Source organism: Bacillus sp. FSL K6-1366 (genome assembly GCF_037976695.1).
GTDB classification, from domain to species: Bacteria; Bacillota; Bacilli; order Bacillales; family Bacillaceae; genus Bacillus; species Bacillus subtilis.
Genome location: NZ_CP150268.1, coordinates 2,165,281 through 2,181,325 on the forward strand (window position 1 = coordinate 2,165,281; position 16,045 = coordinate 2,181,325).

Here is a 16,045-nt window from a genome sequence, read left to right on the forward strand (position 1 = left end):
CTTTGAAAAAACGAAACGCAAAACAAGCTACGTTTCGTTCAAAAATTTTATGGTAAATTAAAATTTATAGTACCAAAAAATCGCAATTTCATTTGCTGTTGGAAGGTTGGAATAAAGCATCGTATCAACTGCACCTATTATAAAGTGATGTTTGGCATAAAAACGACAAGCTGAAACATTAATATCTTGTGTTTCAAGCATAAGACCACAAAAGCGATTCTCCTTTGCCCACTCAATCGCTTTATGTAATAATGCTGTTCCAACGCCTTTTTGTCTATAGTCTTTTGCAACGGCAATGTCCTCTATTAGTGCATACCCATTCCAGTTAGAACGAATCTTAATCCGGCCGATGCAGTTGTTTTCAACATAATATAAAAAGACAACCTTCCCTTCATCTTCAATATAACTAACATCCATTTCATCATCTTCATATTGTTTAAAATAAGGTTCAGAAAATCGTTCCTCAGTATATGTCCAAACACCGTTTTCAAAAGCAGGTATCATTCTCCCAAAAACAACGAGAGGTTCATTTGGTTTATTGAAATCTTTCATATTCAATTTAGTCATTTTAATGATCATATCAATCCCCGCCAATCGAGATAATATTTAGTAAACTCGTTTCGATACTATTCAATAACAGCTTCCAAAAGAGAACAGCACTAGGTAAGGCATCCATTACCTTATATATTTCACTATCTTAATGAGGTATTTCAACAGAGGCTTGTGGTACAGTAAAAAGGAATAGAAACAAGAGAAAAGAAGATGAACCTATGCCCACTAACAATAAACTCAATGAGAAATATCATACTTCCTTCAACTCGCCCACAACCCTGTTGACTAGTACCGTGGAGAGAGGAAGCTTTGACACAGCTTCTGCCATTGGTGACATCTCTATTGAAGTATCCAAAGGACAACCAAGGATCGCTCTTTGACTTTTCCAAGAAGAAAGTAGAGTGAATAAAGGAGTGATTGAGTATGTTAACAAGAGAAGATATCTTTAAACACGTCAAAGGAAAATACGGTACATCGCCTGATTACCCGTGGGAGAAATACCCAAACTATGCTTCTTTGAGACATACATCAAACAAAAAATGGTACGGTCTTATCATGAATGTTCTCCCAGAAAAATTAGGCTTGGATGGTCATGGCGAAATAGATATTCTAAATCTAAAATGTCCACCTGAAATAAGTGATAGCTTAAGAAACGGGGAAAATATCTTACCCGGATATCATATGGATAAGGAACATTGGATTTCAATTGTTTTAGAACGGACAGATCCAGAAAGCGAAATCTATAACTTAATCGAACAGAGCTTCCATTTAACCAAGTGAAGATAAAGAGTGTTCCTGCTAATCGAGCTGCAAAGAGTAGTGGGCACTTTCATTTTAGGATATTGTTCTTCACTCTGTCCACAAACGCAACTTAATCCATCTGGTGTGTGAGTGGAAGAAGAATTTCTACCAACTTCTTATGTAAAAGGATGAATAGTTATGACAAATAACTTAAAACAGAGAAGAATAATTTTAGATTTAGCAGTTACTCTAGATGGTTTTATTGAAGGGAAAAATGGAGAAGTTGATTGGTGTATTATGGACCCTGATATGGGGTTTACTGATTTCTTAAATCAAATTGATACTATTTTATATGGTAGAAAAAGCTACGATTTATGGGGACAGTATATCCCCAAAAAAGAAGACCCTGATACGGAAAAGGAAATTTGGAAATTAATTCATAGTAAAAAGAAATATGTTTTTTCCAGAACACAAAATGAGATTGATAATCAAGCCATATTTATAAATGATAATATTCTTGAAGAAGTAAATAAATTGAAGAAAAAGTCTGGCAAAGACATCTGGCTATATGGTGGAGCGAGTCTCATTACAACTTTTATAAATTTGGGGCTTGTTGATGAATTTAGATTATCTATTCACCCTGTTGTTTTGGGAGAAGGAAAACCGTTGTTTATTGATGTAAAACAGAGGATAAATTTAAAAATGGTGAATACAAGAACATTTTCCTCTGGCGTTGTGCAAATCGTTTATCATTGGAATGGCTAAAAAAATCTTACTCCTCCAAAATATACATTGTAAGGTAACACTCGACAGTTATTTTTCTTATTGAACTAAAGGGGGAATCCAATGGGTTCTCCTTAATACTATTGAATTATCAACATCAAATTTTAACAGAGCTAAAAATATCCATTCTCTTGTATTAAAAGAAAAGAAGACTGGAAAGGACACATTAACATAATTAAACATTATAGTATATTTCATTCTCCCTCTTTTAAGTAAATCGGCTAAGAGGTGATCCTATGCCCACTAACAATAAACCCAATAGATTATTGGCTGAGAAGTCTACTAATTTTACTTCAACATGCTCATAACCCTGTGGACTGGTTCCCTTGGGGAGAAGAAGCATATGAAAAAGCGAAACGCGAAAACAAGCCTGTTCTCGTATCTATTGGGTATAGCTAACGATGGCTAATCTAAAGAACATGCTATTGATGCCATGTTTATTCATTTTACAAAAAAGGATCAACCTTGGATTACTTTCACAAGATTGACCCTTTCACTCATTTAGCGATGCCTCCGCGAACGTTTATATACATTCAAGATTACTAGCCAACAAATAACAATGGTTCCTGCAAAAAGTATGAGCATATTGCTATACAAATAGGTAGAGTGATCAACGTCAATAGGCAACAGCCTATGGTCTAGGAAGCCGATAGATAATAAACCGCCTACAATCGCAATACCCGTTCCCTCTGATAAAAAGCTCGTGAAATTAAGCAAACTCATTCCAGCGCCCGCTTCCTTTTCTTTCAAACCGCTAGACACAACTGTAGATATAACTGTTTTTGTGAAAGATAGCCCTCCAAAAACAAAAATTACTATAATTGTCATGATCCATGGTGCTGCATCTATAAAAAAGGCAGCGATTAAAAAGCCCGAAGAAAGCAATGCACTTCCAATAGTTAGTACATACAAGGAACCTTTCCGATCAACAAGCAATCCCCCAATGTAACCAAAGATGATGACACTCATTGTTCCGGGGAAAATAATGCCGCTTCCAATTGCTGCAGTACTTAAATGGTGAACATCTTTCATCATGTAAGGAACCATAGAGACAAATCCTGCTGCTGTACCAAATATTAGTCCTCCGCAAAGGGTTCCAATCACAAAAAAGACGTTTTTCCCTAATTCAGGGTCAACAAAAGGGTCCTGAGCTTTCCTAATGTGTTTTACAAATATGAAGAAAGCAAGAATACTGATGATCAGAAAAGAAAATCTATAAGATGTTGTAAACAGCATAAAAAATACGATACCTGCAGACATCAATATAATCCCTGCCATATCAATGTGTCCTCTTATTCTCTCTTCCTTTTTCAACAATTTTATAAGGAATGGAACGGTGATAATTGTTGCAGTTGGAATAAGCAGCAAATACGACCAATGGATATAATGAGCAACCATTCCGCCAATAGCTGGCCCAACACCTTCTCCCATTGCTACCAGGGACCCGATCAGGCCAAATGCTTTCCCCCTGTTCTCTTTTGGAATATAGCGCGCAACGACAACCATCACAAGAGCTGGGAATGCGGCTGCACCAATCCCTTGAATAAACCGGGCTAGAATGAGTATAGAAAAGAAAGAGTGTCCAACAAATCCAATGATCGACCCAAAGCCATTTACCATAATCCCAAATAGAAGCAGCTTTTTAATGCCCAGCTGATCCGATAACTTTCCATATAGAGCTGTTCCAATGGAGAAGGTTAACATAAAGGCAGTATTCACCCAGTTTGCACTTGCTGGCAGTTTATTAAACTCGTTGGCAATATCAGGTAATGAGACGTTCAGAACCATTTCATTTAATACGCTGAAAAATGATAGAACACAAAGCCAAATCAAAACTTGATTGTGCCGTAAAGTTGACTGTGAATAAGACGTATTCACAATTTCCCCTCCATTAATGAGGGCAGACGCAGTTTATAGGGCCATTGATACGCTTCCCTCTTTTAATTGTACCCTGTTCATTTTATTGCACTTCATAATAACTCCCCCTACATTTGATTGATATGATCTTATTATATATAGACTAAGGTTTAAACTTTTACTTTTTTTTATAAAAATTTGAAGAGATTGCGAAACAAGGAAAAACGTTATTCGCATTTATCTCAAGTGGCAAAATGAAACATTAGTTTATATTTTCACATCACAATTATCGATAAGCAGTCAGTTATTGTATTTGTTTAGGATAACTGTGGTAACCTGAATATAACCAACTTAGGAAGAAGCTGATCCCATGCCAAACAAAAGTAAACCCAATAGATTAATCGCTGAAAAGTCTCCTTATTTACTCCAACACGCCCACAACCCTGTGGACTGGTTCCCTTGGGGAGAAGAAGCATTTGAAAAAGCAAAACGCGAAAACAAGCCGGTTCTGGTCAGCATCGGTTATTCGACTTGTCATTGGTGCCATGTCTGTTAAAATAACCACAAAAGGCAACCAGTTTCGGCTGCCTTTTAATAATTTTATTGCAAATTTTTAGAAACCTAGATTCGAAAACTTTTTCTCTTCTAATTTAAATACTGTTGATTTTTCTTTTGATTCATTCCACTTTATCTTGACCTCTAATTTGTGTCCCTTAATATCTTCCTCGGGCATATAATCAAAAGTTGAAACGTGATTAGGTTTTTTCCCACCGTCTTTTAATTGTTCACCATTATATTCAGATAGATGGTAAGGGCCGCCCTCTTCGTATACTTTCCCATCCACTATCAATTCAATTTGTTTAATAGTGATTTTTTTTTCTTTACTTTCGCTACCTTGCCAGTATAGATTTAGAAAATAGTTTGGTCCAATTGATGTCTTATCTGACTTTTCAATTGAAACTTTCCATTCATTATCCTTACTTGTTCCTTTATAAAGATCTTGTTGCTCGTATATCGAATACAAAACAACAAATATCCCCAATAAAATCACTACTGGAATGATTATTTTCATTATTTTTCTTTTTTTCACATACTCCACTCCTATATTTTTATAGAAAAAAATTGAATATCATCCAAAAAGATGATATAGTAAAAAATGGTTTCACTAGTGATTATACCAAATTAGCTTATGGAAAAACAGAGGTGCAGAAAGTGAAAAAAAGATTTTTTGGCTTCATCATAATGTCTTTAATACTATCTTTATTTGTCATACCAAATGTAACATCAGCTAAAGAAACTGAAACATTTTCTACGGACACTTATACATTAAAAGACGCCCAAAATGAAGTCCTAAAGTATCTTAAAGATAATAAAAAGAATTACAAAATCGGATCAGAACAATTTGTTAATTTCTTAGAGTCCGCAACGAAACTGGATTTTAAAAACTATAATAAAGACTTAATACAAACATACTCCAGCATCTACCTAGCCGAGAATGAAGAATATAAATTCGAACAGGCTACTAAGGAAACTGAAGATACTGAAGAAAAACCTTTTGTGTTAAGCAATTCTTTACTAAATAAAAAAATCAAAGAAATTAGAGAAAAAAATGAAGATGAAAATACTGAAGTTGATAATGAAGTAAAAGACTTGCAGTCCCAATCTTCACTAGAGTTTAGTGCTCTTTCGAGTTATAACAGAACAAATGCCAAAAAATATATGACAAACAATTGGGATAAGAAATCCAACTCCTTATACGGTTACCTAGGTGGTAAAGGCGGAGACTGTACAAACTATGCATCTCAAGTTGTTCATGCAGGTGGAATGCCTACTAACTTGAAAGGTTATTACGGCAGTCATTATACCTCGACTACAAAGGGTTGGTTTTCAGTTAAGGAATATCGAGTACAGGGAACATCTACAATTAATTACTCTACTTCTTGGGTCAGAGTTAAAGATTTCTATGGATACTGGGTTGGTACTAAAAAACATAAAGTTTATTCTAACTTAACTGCCTCACAAGTATCAAAGAAAGTTTCAACTGGAGATGTGGTGCAAGTCTATAATAGAAACTCTGGAAACTGGTTCCACACAGTTGTTGTTTATGATGTGAAAAAAGGAGAAACAAGATTTTCAGCCCACTCTAATGCTCACTTATATGCACATCTACCAATAGAGTTTAAAGGAAGTAAGTATAGATTTAGAGTTATTAAGTTTTGAAGAAAAATAAAAAGAAGCTGCCTAATTAGTAGCTTCTTTTTTTATATGTGCAATAACGTGCTGTTGGTAGCCTAGGATAATCAACTCGTGTGGAATAACATAAGGCATTTTAAATGGTAATACAATTGTTCAAATAATACAGTTTTACCTTTTATATCATTCATTTTTAAAACCTGTAATCCGTAACCATGCGGTAGCAGGTTTTTTTATTTGCTTGACTTAGAGTTAACTCTAAATTGTAAACTAACTTTAATTAAATGAGAGGGATGATGTTGTTGTATTCCATTAGTAAAGCTGCTGAAAAGACTAGTATTAGTTCGTATACATTAAGATATTACGAAAAGATTGGGTTACTTCCACCACCAAAACGAAAAAACAGTGGAAGGCGTTTTTATACGGAGACTGATATTCAGTTCATGTTATTCCTGAAAAGTTTAAAGAAAACAGGTATGTCTTTGGAGGATATTAATGAGTTTGTCAAAGACGGATGCATTTTGGAAAAAATCAATTCGGATGTTAAATCGGCACAACTCTCCCCATCTATAAATAAACGTATTGAGATTTTAACCAAGCACTTAGAGAAAATGGAAATTAAAAAAAGGGAGCTGGAAGAAGTGATTTCTACTACAAAAGGAAAACTGGATACATATTATTCAATTTTGAAAGAGGAAGTGGAAAACAAATGAAACATTTAAATATATACATAATGTTACTTGGCTTCTCTATTTTCACGGGAGCTACTTTTAATCTTGCAAAATATACAGTTGGATATTTTTCTCCATCGTCTTCTGCGGCATGGCGTTTCGGTTTAGCGGCTGCAGTGATGCTCATCATTTTGATTTTTACTGAAGGTATAAAGAAGAGTCAATTACGGAAAAACGCCGTTTCATACATTGTTCTTGGAATTATAGGAATCTTTGGATTTAATGCCTTGTTTTTTGTTGGTTTAAAATATACATCTCCCGTTAACGGAGCATTAATAATGGGGCTGAATCCTTTATTAACAGCAATTCTCGCTCGAATTATCTTAAAGGACAACATGACAAAAAAACAAGTACTCGGCATATTCTTTGCATTCATCGGTGTATTGTTAGTCATTACACAAGGTTCTATCGAAACCATTAAAACCTTATCAATTTCAGGAGGAGACTTAATAATCTTTACAGGTAACGTTTGTTGGGCACTTTATGGCGTACTTGGACGTCGGTTTGTAAAGGATGGTACACCGCTATCTACAACCACTTATACGATGGTTATTGGTGCTGTTAGTTTAATAGTAGTTTCCTTATTTACATCCAAACCTGTTTCTTTATCGAACATCCCGATTGGAGTTTGGGGGGCAATTGCTTTTATGGCTTTCTTTACAAGTGTTTTGGGTTACCTATGGTGGAATCAGGGGATTAAAGAGATTGGGGCTAGTAAAACATCTTTATTTTTCAACCTTGTTCCCGTTGTAACGATGATTATTTCATTTGCAATTGGAACACCGATAAAGGTATTTCAAGTTATTGGGGCTGTGTTAGTTATATTAGGCGTTTTAACCGCTTCGGGGGTAATACGTATTCCTAAGTACAATACTAAAGAACAGTCAGCTATATAAAGAAATAGGGAGTATTTTTGAGAAAATGTGTTAAGTTAAATATACACTAATTATAGGAAGAAGGTGATCCCATGCCAAACAAAAGTAAACCCAATAGATTAATCAATGAGAAATCACCATACTTACTCCAACACGCCCACAACCCTGTGGACTGGTTCCCGTGGGGAGAAGAAGCTTTTGAAAAAGCAAAACGCGAAAACAAGCCGGTTCTGGTCAGCATCGGTTATTCGACTTGTCATTGGTGCCACGTTATGGCTCACGAAAGCTTTGAAGACGAAGAAATCGCGCGTCTTCTCAATGAACGGTTTGTGGCGATTAAAGTCGACCGGGAAGAGCGGCCGGATGTGGATTCTGTTTATATGAGAATCTGCCAGCTGATGACCGGGCAGGGCGGCTGGCCGCTGAATGTGTTTATCACGCCTGATCAGAAGCCGTTTTACGCGGGTACATATTTTCCAAAGACGAGCAAATTCAATCGTCCCGGTTTTGTTGATGTGCTTGAGCATCTGTCTGAGACGTTTGCGAACGACCGTGAGCATGTCGAGGATATTGCGGAGAACGCCGCTAAACATCTGCAGACCAAAACAGCCGCCAAATCAGGCGAAGGCCTTAGCGAGTCAGCGATTTCCCGGACATTCCAGCAGCTTGCCAGCGGGTTTGATACGATCTACGGCGGTTTCGGGCAGGCACCGAAATTTCCGATGCCCCATATGCTGATGTATTTGCTTCGTTATCATCACAATACGGGGCAGGATAACGCTTTATACAACGTGACGAAAACGCTGGACAGCATGGCGAATGGCGGCATTTACGATCATATCGGCTATGGGTTCGCCCGCTATTCGACCGATGACGAGTGGCTCGTTCCCCACTTTGAAAAAATGCTGTACGACAATGCGCTGCTGCTGACTGCTTATACAGAAGCCTATCAGGTCACGCAAAACAGCCGCTATAAAGAGATTTGTGAGCAGATCATTACGTTCATTCAGAGGGAAATGACTCATGAAGACGGAAGCTTTTTCTCTGCTTTAGACGCGGATACAGAAGGAGAAGAAGGAAAGTACTACGTGTGGTCAAAGGAAGAGATTCTGAAAACGCTCGGGGACGATCTCGGAACGCTGTATTGCCAAGTGTATGACATCACTGAAGAAGGAAACTTTGAAGGCAAAAATATTCCTAACCTCATTCACACAAAGTGGGAACAAATCCAAGCGGATGCCGGGTTAACCGAAAAAGAGCTCAGCCTCAAACTCGAAGACGCAAGACAGCAGCTCTTGAAGACACGCGAGGAAAGAACCTATCCGCATGTCGATGATAAAGTGCTCACCTCATGGAACGCGCTGATGATCGCGGGTCTTGCGAAAGCGGCAAAGGTATACCAGGAGCCGAAATATCTCAGCCTAGCGAAAGACGCCATCACATTTATTGAAAACAAATTAATCATCGACGGCCGTGTGATGGTCCGATATCGTGATGGCGAAGTGAAAAACAAAGGCTTTATCGACGATTACGCTTTTCTCCTATGGGCTTATCTGGATCTCTATGAAGCTTCGTTTGATCTATCTTTTTTACAAAAAGCGAAGAAACTGACAGACGATATGATCAGCTTATTTTGGGATGAGGAGCATGGCGGATTCTACTTCACCGGACACGATGCTGAGGCCTTAATCGTCCGGGAAAAAGAAGTGTACGACGGCGCCGTGCCTTCAGGAAACAGTGTGGCAGCTGTTCAGCTGCTGCGTCTTGGACAAGTCACAGGCGACTTATCACTAATTGAAAAAGCAGAAACGATGTTTTCCGTGTTCAAGCCAGACATCGACGCGTATCCGAGCGGCCATGCTTTCTTTATGCAAAGTGTGTTAAGACATCTGATGCCTAAGAAAGAAATCGTGATTTTTGGAAGTGCAGACGATCCAGCCAGAAAACAAATCATAACGGAGCTTCAAAAAGCCTTTAAGCCTAACGACTCCATTCTGGTGGCAGAGCAGCCCGAGCAATGCAAAGACATTGCGCCATTTGCAGCAGACTACCGCATCATAGACGGCAAAACAACCGTGTATATTTGTGAAAACTTCGCCTGCCAGCAGCCGACAACGAATATCGAAGAAGCCATCCAAACGTTAATAAGCAGCAGGGATTAAGACCCTTGCTGCTTACTTTTTGATTTCTTATGGTACCATAAAGCGATCCCCGCAAACACAAGATTGACCGCTATCGTAAAGAAAGCCTCCCACATCGGGTTCCCCCGCGTAACCGTAAACAGAGAAGGAATTCCTCCATACACACTGTTTTTTTCTGTAATAAACATACACAAAAACATATTATTCGCGGCATGGGCGCCAAGTGATATTTCGATGCTTCCAGTTTTAATCGTGTAATAGGTCCACACAAAACCAAATGTTAAATACTCAATTCCTGCCCAGACAGCACCGTTGTTCATTTCTGGATTCGCAAAATGCAATACGCCAAACAATCCTCCGACAATCAGTGTCAAAAATAGAGGATTTTTCGTCAATCTCCCGAAAGCTTGAAGCAAAAATCCCCTGAAAAACAGTTCCTCAGCTGATGTCTGAATCGGAACCAAAATGAGGGCAGCCGCTAGCAGCCAGATAAAGCGTGAGGCATTAAACTCCTGCATTGAATAGCTATCAGGATGAATCGCAAAATCAACCAATTGTACGGCGATCATCAGCAAGAAATAAGCAATAAAACCAAAGGAAATTCTCCGCCAATTCATCTTTGAATTTGGTGTAATCACAGTTCGGAAAGGCCGCTTCAAAATAAAGCGCACAGCCAGCCAAACTCCCGGAATGGCGAATAAATAAATCACATGGGACAAATAAAGATCTACGAGAGGATCACTCAGTACAGCTTCATCCAAATCAAACGTGATATTGGGATTCACAATAACCGTGAACAATATAGCGAAAAGGTAAGCTATATTCCCGAATACATATAACCCTACCATCACCAAAAAAGCGAAAAAATATCTCCACAACGTATTGTTTCCTTCTATAGGACGGATAAATGAATTCATTCCTTCTATGTCTCTTCCTTTCAATGAGAATATTACTATATATTTGCATAAATTGGTCTATGAATCTACTGTTTTGGAAATCTTTTAAGCAAAATTAAAATATAAAGTGTGAATTTAGTTCTTCCATCTAGTGATTTGAACTCTGTTGCCAATGAACCAAGATACTTATAATAGTCCCAAGAGGGGAATTTTCAGTCTTTTCTTACTACTCAAAAGGGGGTTTTTTATGAATACGATCTTCAAACAAAAGAATACACATCCTTTCTCAAACGCAGCGAATCGTTTAGACCGCCTTCCGATTTCACGCGTTCATTTCCAAGTGTTAACCGCTCTCGGCATTGTTTATTTCTTTGATCTCGCAGATTTATTTACCCTCAGCAATGTAGCGCCGGCACTGATCGAGCATTGGGGCATCCCGCTTTCCACCATTGCCAATGTAACGGCTGCCTCGTTTTTAGGCATGTTTTTAGGCGCTTCACTGGGCGGACGGCTGTCCGATCGAATCGGCCGCAAAAAAGCCTTAAATCTATTTGTCTTTGTCTTCTCAATCGCATCGCTATGCAATGCTGCGGCATGGGACATTCCATCTTTAATGACATTCCGTTTCCTCACCGGATTTGGCGTTGCAGCTGCCATGGTCATTACGAATAGCTATTTGGCGGAATTTTTCCCTTCAAGTGTTCGTGGAAAATATATTTCTTTTTGTGCCATGATTGGATTGATCGGGGTTCCGATCACCAACATTGTGTCTGCCTTTGTCATTCCTCTTGGTTCATGGGGATGGAGGCTAGTATTTGTATGGGGTGCCGTCGGCCTTATTTATTTTTTCTTCATCCGCCGTCTGGAAGAGTCACCTCGCTGGCACGAAAATCGGGGGGAATATGCGAAAGCCGATGCGATCCTCAACCGAATTGAGGCACAGGTTGAAAAGGAGAAAGGCCCGCTTCCGGCAGCATCCCAGCCTAAAGTAAGCGAAACTGTTAAGCAGCATACGGGTTACGCAGGCTTATTGAAAGGCAGAAACCTCAAAATCACCATCGTATTATCTGCTGTATGGATTTTTGAAACGTTTGGGTTTTACGGATTTGCCTCATGGGTTCCAAGCCTGTTAAAAAGCAATGGTGTCACCATGGAAAATACATTGTGGTATAACGTATTGCATTCCGTCGGCGCTCCGCTTGGCGCACTGCTCGGCTCCATGATTTCTGAAAGATTTCAAAGAAAATGGATTTTAGCTGCGAGTGCGTTTCTGACGGCCATCGCCGGGCTCTTATATGGTATGACTTTTATTCCCATCATGATCATTGTCTTTGGTTTTATCGTGAATATCACAGAACGGGTCTTTACCTCGAACTTATACGCCTATACATCTGAACCTTATCCGACTGAATACCGCTCGTCTGGCAGCGGTTTAGCCTATGGTCTTGGCCGTTTTTCAAACATTTTTGGCTCATTGCTTGTCGGATTTATTGCCGTTCAGCTCGGCTATATCAGCGTCTTCTTATTTATTGGGGGCTGCTGGCTCGCATGCTCCTTGCTGTTAATCTTCTTCGGTCCTAATACGAATGCGAAACAGATTTAAAAAAGTCAGTGCGGATCTGCCGCACTGATCTCATTACAATTGCTTCAAAATCCTCGCGGGGTTTCCGCCTACAACAGTATTAGCGGGTACATCCTTAGTGACAACAGATCCAGAAGCAATCACTGCGTTATCACCGATTGTCACTCCCGGGTTAATCACCGCCCTGCCTCCAATCCAAACTTGATCTCCAATTGTCACAGGCTTACCGAACTCCTTCCCGGATTTCCTTTCGATCGGATCAAGAGGATGACCGGCCGTGTAGATATGTACACCTGGCGCAATCAAACAATGACGGCCGATACGCACCTCACACACATCTAAAATGACACAGTCAAAATTAACAAATGTATGATCTCCGATATGAATGTGATAGCCATAATCACAGCGGAATGTCGGCAAAATCGTGACTTGATCCCCAACCGAACCGAGCAGCTCCTTCAAAAGCTCCGTCCGCACTGCATCATCTTCCGGTGTTTCGTTATATTGTCTAATCAGCTGTCTCGCATGCTTGCGTTCTAGTAATAGTTGTTGATCTTCCGAATTGTATAATTCTCCGGCTGCCATTTTTTCTTTTTCTGTCCTCAGCATTTAAGTCACTCCATGTCAGATTGTAATCTCGATCAAATTTCCTTCATCATCCTCAATCACACTTTCATAGTAGCCGTCTCCTGTTGTCCTCGGGCCGTTTACTACTGCGAAACCATCCGCTTTCAATCGATCAGTCAGTTCGTCAACTGTCTCCCGGCTCCCAACGGAAAAGGCAATATGTGCCCAGCCTGTCATTGTTTGTGAGGGCGGATCGGTCACATTCCCTTTTTTCATAATCTCCAGCCTTGCTCCGGAATCAAACGTAATAAAATAAGACTTAAAATCTTTTTTCTCATTATGATACAAATCATTCGCTTCGCCATTAAAATACGTTTCATAAAAAGATTTCATTCGCTCTAAATCATTGACCCAGACCGCTATATGTTCAATCTGCATTTCTTCCTCCTCCTTCGCCTTCAATGAAGTTATAAGGTATGAAATGCATTTCAGTTCAAGCTTTTTTCTTAAATTTATGCTGAATTTTGATATCAGCGGGTTCATCCTGCAAAAATAGAGAAAATGCTGCGATGCCGAGCTGCTCAAGGTTCAAATCAAGCGACGGAAAACCAAGAACACGGCTGATAGAAGTATTCCCCTCGCCTATGATTTCAACATCCCAATTATTCTTTTTGGCAAATAGATGAATTCCAGCTGCCACTTCATCACTATTTGCATAAATAGCAGTCGGAACCCTCCCGCTCATATAAAAATGTTCAGCTGCCCGCTCACCATCATTCATATCGTTGCATCCGGACAGCATATGGCGGTCTTCCAACCTTCCGCAGACAGCTTTATAGGCCGCAGCTTTATCAGCCGTGCTCGGGCTCCTATCAGCTTCTCTGACACACGTAAAAGCAATATTCTCATGCCCGCGGCCCTTTAAATAGCGAAAGCTCTCTGCATAAGCAGCTTTTCTGTCATTAAAAGCACAAGGGACATCAATGTCTCCGGTATCCTCACAAGCGATGACCGGCCCATATTCCTGATAAGCTAAAATGCTGTCCCAATGATTGGCGCGGGAAGTAATGATGAGACCGTCTATTTTCTTCGTTCTTAACAGCTCTAAATATTTGATTTCAATATCGGGGTTATAATTGGTGGGGAGAAGGGTCGTTGCATACTCATGCTGAAAAGCCGCCTTGGTGATTCCGTTAACGATTTTATCAAAGCAGGGATGATCGCTATAAGGCAGAATCACACCGACTGTATGGGTTTTCCCGCGAATGAGATCGATTGCGGTTCGATTTGGTGTATAATCCAATTCCTTCATGACTTGATGAACTAGCTTTCTCTTTTCTTCAGATACATAAGGATGATGATTCAATACACGCGAGACAGTCGAAACAGATACATTTGCCAGTCTTGCGATCTCTTTTATATTTGCCATCTCTTTCTCCTTTTCATATAAAAAAAGCAGTAAGTGTAAAATCCTTACTGCTATCTCATCATATATTGATGATAAGTTCAACAGGACAATGGTCGGAACCCATGACGTCCGCTGATATGCTGGCATCTTCAATCTGTTCCTTAAGTCTTTCAGAAACAACAAAATAATCAATCCGCCATCCGATATTTCTGTCCCGGGCGCCGGCACGATACGACCACCAGGAATAAGCGCCTTCAAGATCAGGATAAACATGACGGAAAGAATCAACAAAGCCAGCTTCTAAGAAACGAGTGAATGCCCCTCTTTCTTGATCTGAAAATCCAGCGTTATTCCGGTTCGCCTTTGGATTTTTCAAATCAATCTCCTGATGGGCTACATTCAAATCACCGCATAAAATCACTGGTTTTTTCTGATCCAATTCAAGAATATAAGACAATAAAGCCTCTTCCCATTGCATGCGGTAATCAATCCGCTCTAATCCCCTTCTGGAATTGGGCGTGTAAACAGTCATCACAAACACGTTTTCAAATTCCAGCGTAATCACTCTGCCTTCTTGGTCATGCTCTTCTACTCCGATACCGTAGATGACCTGCAGCGGTTCTTGCTTAGAAAAAACAGCTGTGCCGGAATATCCTTTTTTCACTGCATAATTCCAGTACACATGATAGCCTTCAGGCTGGAGATCAACCTGGCCGTCCTGTATCTTCGTTTCCTGAAGACATATAATATCTGCATCCTCTTCTTTCAAATAAGAGAGGAAATCCATTTTTCTCATCACAGCCCGCAGGCCGTTTACATTCCATGAAATCAACTTCATGTTTCATCCTCCCCCTATAAAAAAGAGCAAGAACCCGAAGGTCCTTGCTCTTTACGTATCAGCTTACTCACCGCTTACGTATGGAAGTAAAGCCATTTGACGTGCGCGTTTGATCGCTGCAGTCAATTTACGTTGGTATTTAGCGTTTGTTCCAGTTACACGACGTGGTAAAATTTTACCGCGTTCAGAAACAAACTTTTTAAGAAGATCTACATCTTTGTAGTCGATGTGCGTGATACCGTTAGAAGTGAAATAACACACTTTACGGCGTTTCGCACGACCGCCTCTGCGTCCTCCTGCCATTGTCATTTCCCTCCTTTCTTTTTCATTTTAGGTGATAATCACATTAGAATGGAAGATCATCATCCGAGATGTCAATCGGTTTGCCGTCGTTGGCAAATGGGTCATCATTAAAGCTGTTCCCCTGATTGCGTCTCTGGTTGTTTTGATTTCCCCCAAATGGATTATCATTTTGGCCTCCGCCAAAGTACTGGCCTCCGCCGCTGTTTCCTTCGTTGTATCCACCTGAACCAGAACCGCCGCCGTTTTTCGGCTCAAGAAATTGAACACTTTCAGCTTGGACCTCTGTCACGAAGACACGCTGTCCTTGCTGGTTTTCATAGTTTCTTGTTTGTAAACGGCCATCTACGCCTGCAAGGCTTCCTTTTTTCAAGAAGTTTGCAACGTTTTCGGCTTGTCTTCTCCAAGTGACACAATTAATGAAATCGGCCTCACGCTCTCCGGACTGGTTCGTAAATGTACGATTCACAGCAAGAGTAAACGTAGCAACAGCCGCACCGTTTGGCGTATAACGAAGCTCTGGGTCTTTTGTCAGTCTTCCGACTAATACAACTCGGTTAAGCATAAGAAAGACCACCTTT

General features: G+C 39.8%; 17 protein-coding genes and 2 pseudogenes. 9 read left to right on the forward strand and 10 right to left on the reverse strand.

From position 1 onward, the window contains the following. Positions 1 to 57: 57 nt before the first annotated feature. On the reverse strand, positions 58 to 579 hold the full coding sequence (satA, locus tag MHI44_RS11350; RefSeq protein WP_163189171.1) for a streptothricin N-acetyltransferase SatA: 522 nt from the start codon (positions 577 to 579) through the stop codon (positions 58 to 60). 396 nt (positions 580 to 975) lie between these two features. Between satA and MHI44_RS11355 the strand changes: the two genes are divergently transcribed. From MHI44_RS11355 to MHI44_RS11365, 3 genes and pseudogenes are all read left to right on the forward strand, one after another. Continuing rightward, positions 976 to 1,332, forward strand: coding sequence for an MmcQ/YjbR family DNA-binding protein (locus tag MHI44_RS11355; protein WP_339201960.1), 357 nt, complete (start codon positions 976 to 978; stop codon positions 1,330 to 1,332). 159 nt (positions 1,333 to 1,491) lie between these two features. Beyond that, entirely contained in the window at positions 1,492 to 2,058 is a 567-nt protein-coding gene (locus tag MHI44_RS11360; RefSeq protein ID WP_339201961.1) for a dihydrofolate reductase family protein, read from the forward strand. Between the two features lie 254 nt (positions 2,059 to 2,312). After that, a pseudogene (locus MHI44_RS11365) lies at positions 2,313 to 2,475 on the forward strand (DUF255 domain-containing protein). 102 nt (positions 2,476 to 2,577) lie between these two features. Here the strand turns inward: MHI44_RS11365 and tet(L) are convergent. Beyond that, complete coding sequence (gene tet(L) / locus MHI44_RS11370) at positions 2,578 to 3,954, reverse strand: tetracycline efflux MFS transporter Tet(L) (protein WP_339201962.1); 1,377 nt, start codon at positions 3,952 to 3,954, stop codon at positions 2,578 to 2,580. A 349-nt stretch (positions 3,955 to 4,303) separates the two neighbouring features. On the opposite strand from tet(L), the pseudogene MHI44_RS11375 reads away from it, so the two are divergent. Then, a pseudogene (locus tag MHI44_RS11375) lies at positions 4,304 to 4,474 on the forward strand (DUF255 domain-containing protein); the annotation flags it as partial. A gap of 72 nt (positions 4,475 to 4,546) precedes the next feature. Here the strand turns inward: MHI44_RS11375 and MHI44_RS11380 are convergent. Then, the gene (locus MHI44_RS11380; protein ID WP_339201964.1) at positions 4,547 to 5,023 is read right to left on the reverse strand and encodes a DUF4944 domain-containing protein; all 477 of its coding nucleotides are present in this window, start codon (positions 5,021 to 5,023) and stop codon (positions 4,547 to 4,549) included. A 32-nt stretch (positions 5,024 to 5,055) separates the two neighbouring features. Here MHI44_RS11380 and MHI44_RS11385 point away from each other — a divergent pair, with 32 nt between their 5' ends. The 4 genes from MHI44_RS11385 (at position 5,056) to MHI44_RS11400 (ending at position 9,894) form a co-directional block, all read left to right on the forward strand. Continuing rightward, the gene (locus MHI44_RS11385; protein ID WP_134983403.1) at positions 5,056 to 6,153 is read left to right on the forward strand and encodes an amidase domain-containing protein; all 1,098 of its coding nucleotides are present in this window, start codon (positions 5,056 to 5,058) and stop codon (positions 6,151 to 6,153) included. A 269-nt stretch (positions 6,154 to 6,422) separates the two neighbouring features. After that, positions 6,423 to 6,839, forward strand: a complete 417-nt coding sequence (locus tag MHI44_RS11390) for a MerR family transcriptional regulator (RefSeq protein WP_339203543.1) — start codon at positions 6,423 to 6,425, stop codon at positions 6,837 to 6,839. After that, complete coding sequence (locus MHI44_RS11395) at positions 6,836 to 7,753, forward strand: EamA family transporter (protein ID WP_029726092.1); 918 nt, start codon at positions 6,836 to 6,838, stop codon at positions 7,751 to 7,753. The genes MHI44_RS11390 and MHI44_RS11395 overlap by 4 nt, the downstream gene beginning before the upstream one ends. Positions 7,754 to 7,824: 71 nt before the next feature. Beyond that, positions 7,825 to 9,894 carry a thioredoxin domain-containing protein gene (locus MHI44_RS11400; protein WP_339201966.1) on the forward strand — a complete coding sequence of 690 codons (2,070 nt, stop codon included), beginning with the start codon at positions 7,825 to 7,827 and terminating at the stop codon, positions 9,892 to 9,894. Here the strand turns inward: MHI44_RS11400 and MHI44_RS11405 are convergent. Next, positions 9,891 to 10,790: a type II CAAX endopeptidase family protein gene (locus MHI44_RS11405; protein WP_041337896.1), complete on the reverse strand. Its 900-nt coding sequence runs from the start codon at positions 10,788 to 10,790 to the stop codon at positions 9,891 to 9,893. The genes MHI44_RS11400 and MHI44_RS11405 overlap by 4 nt on opposite strands. A 226-nt stretch (positions 10,791 to 11,016) precedes the next feature. On the opposite strand from MHI44_RS11405, the gene MHI44_RS11410 reads away from it, so the two are divergent. Then, entirely contained in the window at positions 11,017 to 12,372 is a 1,356-nt protein-coding gene (locus MHI44_RS11410) for an MFS transporter (RefSeq protein WP_041337895.1), read from the forward strand. 33 nt (positions 12,373 to 12,405) lie between these two features. On the opposite strand, the gene MHI44_RS11415 is transcribed toward MHI44_RS11410, so the two are convergent. The 6 genes from MHI44_RS11415 to ssbA all read right to left on the reverse strand — a co-directional run bounded on the left by MHI44_RS11415 (position 12,406) and on the right by ssbA (position 16,029). Continuing rightward, positions 12,406 to 12,960: a sugar O-acetyltransferase gene (locus MHI44_RS11415; RefSeq protein WP_032722825.1), complete on the reverse strand. Its 555-nt coding sequence runs from the start codon at positions 12,958 to 12,960 to the stop codon at positions 12,406 to 12,408. A 15-nt stretch (positions 12,961 to 12,975) separates the two neighbouring features. Further along, entirely contained in the window at positions 12,976 to 13,356 is a 381-nt protein-coding gene (locus MHI44_RS11420) for a VOC family protein (RefSeq protein ID WP_339201969.1), read from the reverse strand. A 55-nt stretch (positions 13,357 to 13,411) separates the two neighbouring features. Then, positions 13,412 to 14,347, reverse strand: a complete 936-nt coding sequence (ccpB, locus tag MHI44_RS11425; RefSeq protein ID WP_339201970.1) for a transcriptional regulator CcpB — start codon at positions 14,345 to 14,347, stop codon at positions 13,412 to 13,414. Between the two features lie 58 nt (positions 14,348 to 14,405). Next, positions 14,406 to 15,164, reverse strand: a complete 759-nt coding sequence (gene xth, locus MHI44_RS11430) for an exodeoxyribonuclease III (protein WP_003226843.1) — start codon at positions 15,162 to 15,164, stop codon at positions 14,406 to 14,408. Between the two features lie 63 nt (positions 15,165 to 15,227). Next, positions 15,228 to 15,467: a 30S ribosomal protein S18 gene (gene rpsR / locus MHI44_RS11435; RefSeq protein WP_003219224.1), complete on the reverse strand. Its 240-nt coding sequence runs from the start codon at positions 15,465 to 15,467 to the stop codon at positions 15,228 to 15,230. Positions 15,468 to 15,510: 43 nt separating this feature from the next. Beyond that, the gene (gene ssbA / locus MHI44_RS11440; RefSeq protein ID WP_003219228.1) at positions 15,511 to 16,029 is read right to left on the reverse strand and encodes a single-stranded DNA-binding protein SsbA; all 519 of its coding nucleotides are present in this window, start codon (positions 16,027 to 16,029) and stop codon (positions 15,511 to 15,513) included. Positions 16,030 to 16,045 lie beyond the last annotated feature (16 nt).

Excerpts from the sequence above, each read along its gene's own strand:
- satA (WP_163189171.1), bottom strand. The coding sequence starts at position 579 with ATGATCATTAAAATGACTAAATTGAATATGAAAGATTTCAATAAACCA.
- MHI44_RS11355 (WP_339201960.1), top strand. The coding sequence starts at position 976 with ATGTTAACAAGAGAAGATATCTTTAAACACGTCAAAGGAAAATACGGT.
- MHI44_RS11360 (WP_339201961.1), top strand. The coding sequence starts at position 1,492 with ATGACAAATAACTTAAAACAGAGAAGAATAATTTTAGATTTAGCAGTT.
- MHI44_RS11390 (WP_339203543.1), top strand. The coding sequence starts at position 6,423 with ATGTTGTTGTATTCCATTAGTAAAGCTGCTGAAAAGACTAGTATTAGT.
- MHI44_RS11395 (WP_029726092.1), top strand. The coding sequence starts at position 6,836 with ATGAAACATTTAAATATATACATAATGTTACTTGGCTTCTCTATTTTC.
- MHI44_RS11400 (WP_339201966.1), top strand. The coding sequence starts at position 7,825 with ATGCCAAACAAAAGTAAACCCAATAGATTAATCAATGAGAAATCACCA.
- MHI44_RS11405 (WP_041337896.1), bottom strand. The coding sequence starts at position 10,790 with ATGAATTCATTTATCCGTCCTATAGAAGGAAACAATACGTTGTGGAGA.
- MHI44_RS11410 (WP_041337895.1), top strand. The coding sequence starts at position 11,017 with ATGAATACGATCTTCAAACAAAAGAATACACATCCTTTCTCAAACGCA.
- MHI44_RS11415 (WP_032722825.1), bottom strand. The coding sequence starts at position 12,960 with ATGCTGAGGACAGAAAAAGAAAAAATGGCAGCCGGAGAATTATACAAT.
- MHI44_RS11420 (WP_339201969.1), bottom strand. The coding sequence starts at position 13,356 with ATGCAGATTGAACATATAGCGGTCTGGGTCAATGATTTAGAGCGAATG.
- ccpB (WP_339201970.1), bottom strand. The coding sequence starts at position 14,347 with ATGGCAAATATAAAAGAGATCGCAAGACTGGCAAATGTATCTGTTTCG.
- xth (WP_003226843.1), bottom strand. The coding sequence starts at position 15,164 with ATGAAGTTGATTTCATGGAATGTAAACGGCCTGCGGGCTGTGATGAGA.
- rpsR (WP_003219224.1), bottom strand. The coding sequence starts at position 15,467 with ATGGCAGGAGGACGCAGAGGCGGTCGTGCGAAACGCCGTAAAGTGTGT.
- ssbA (WP_003219228.1), bottom strand. The coding sequence starts at position 16,029 with ATGCTTAACCGAGTTGTATTAGTCGGAAGACTGACAAAAGACCCAGAG.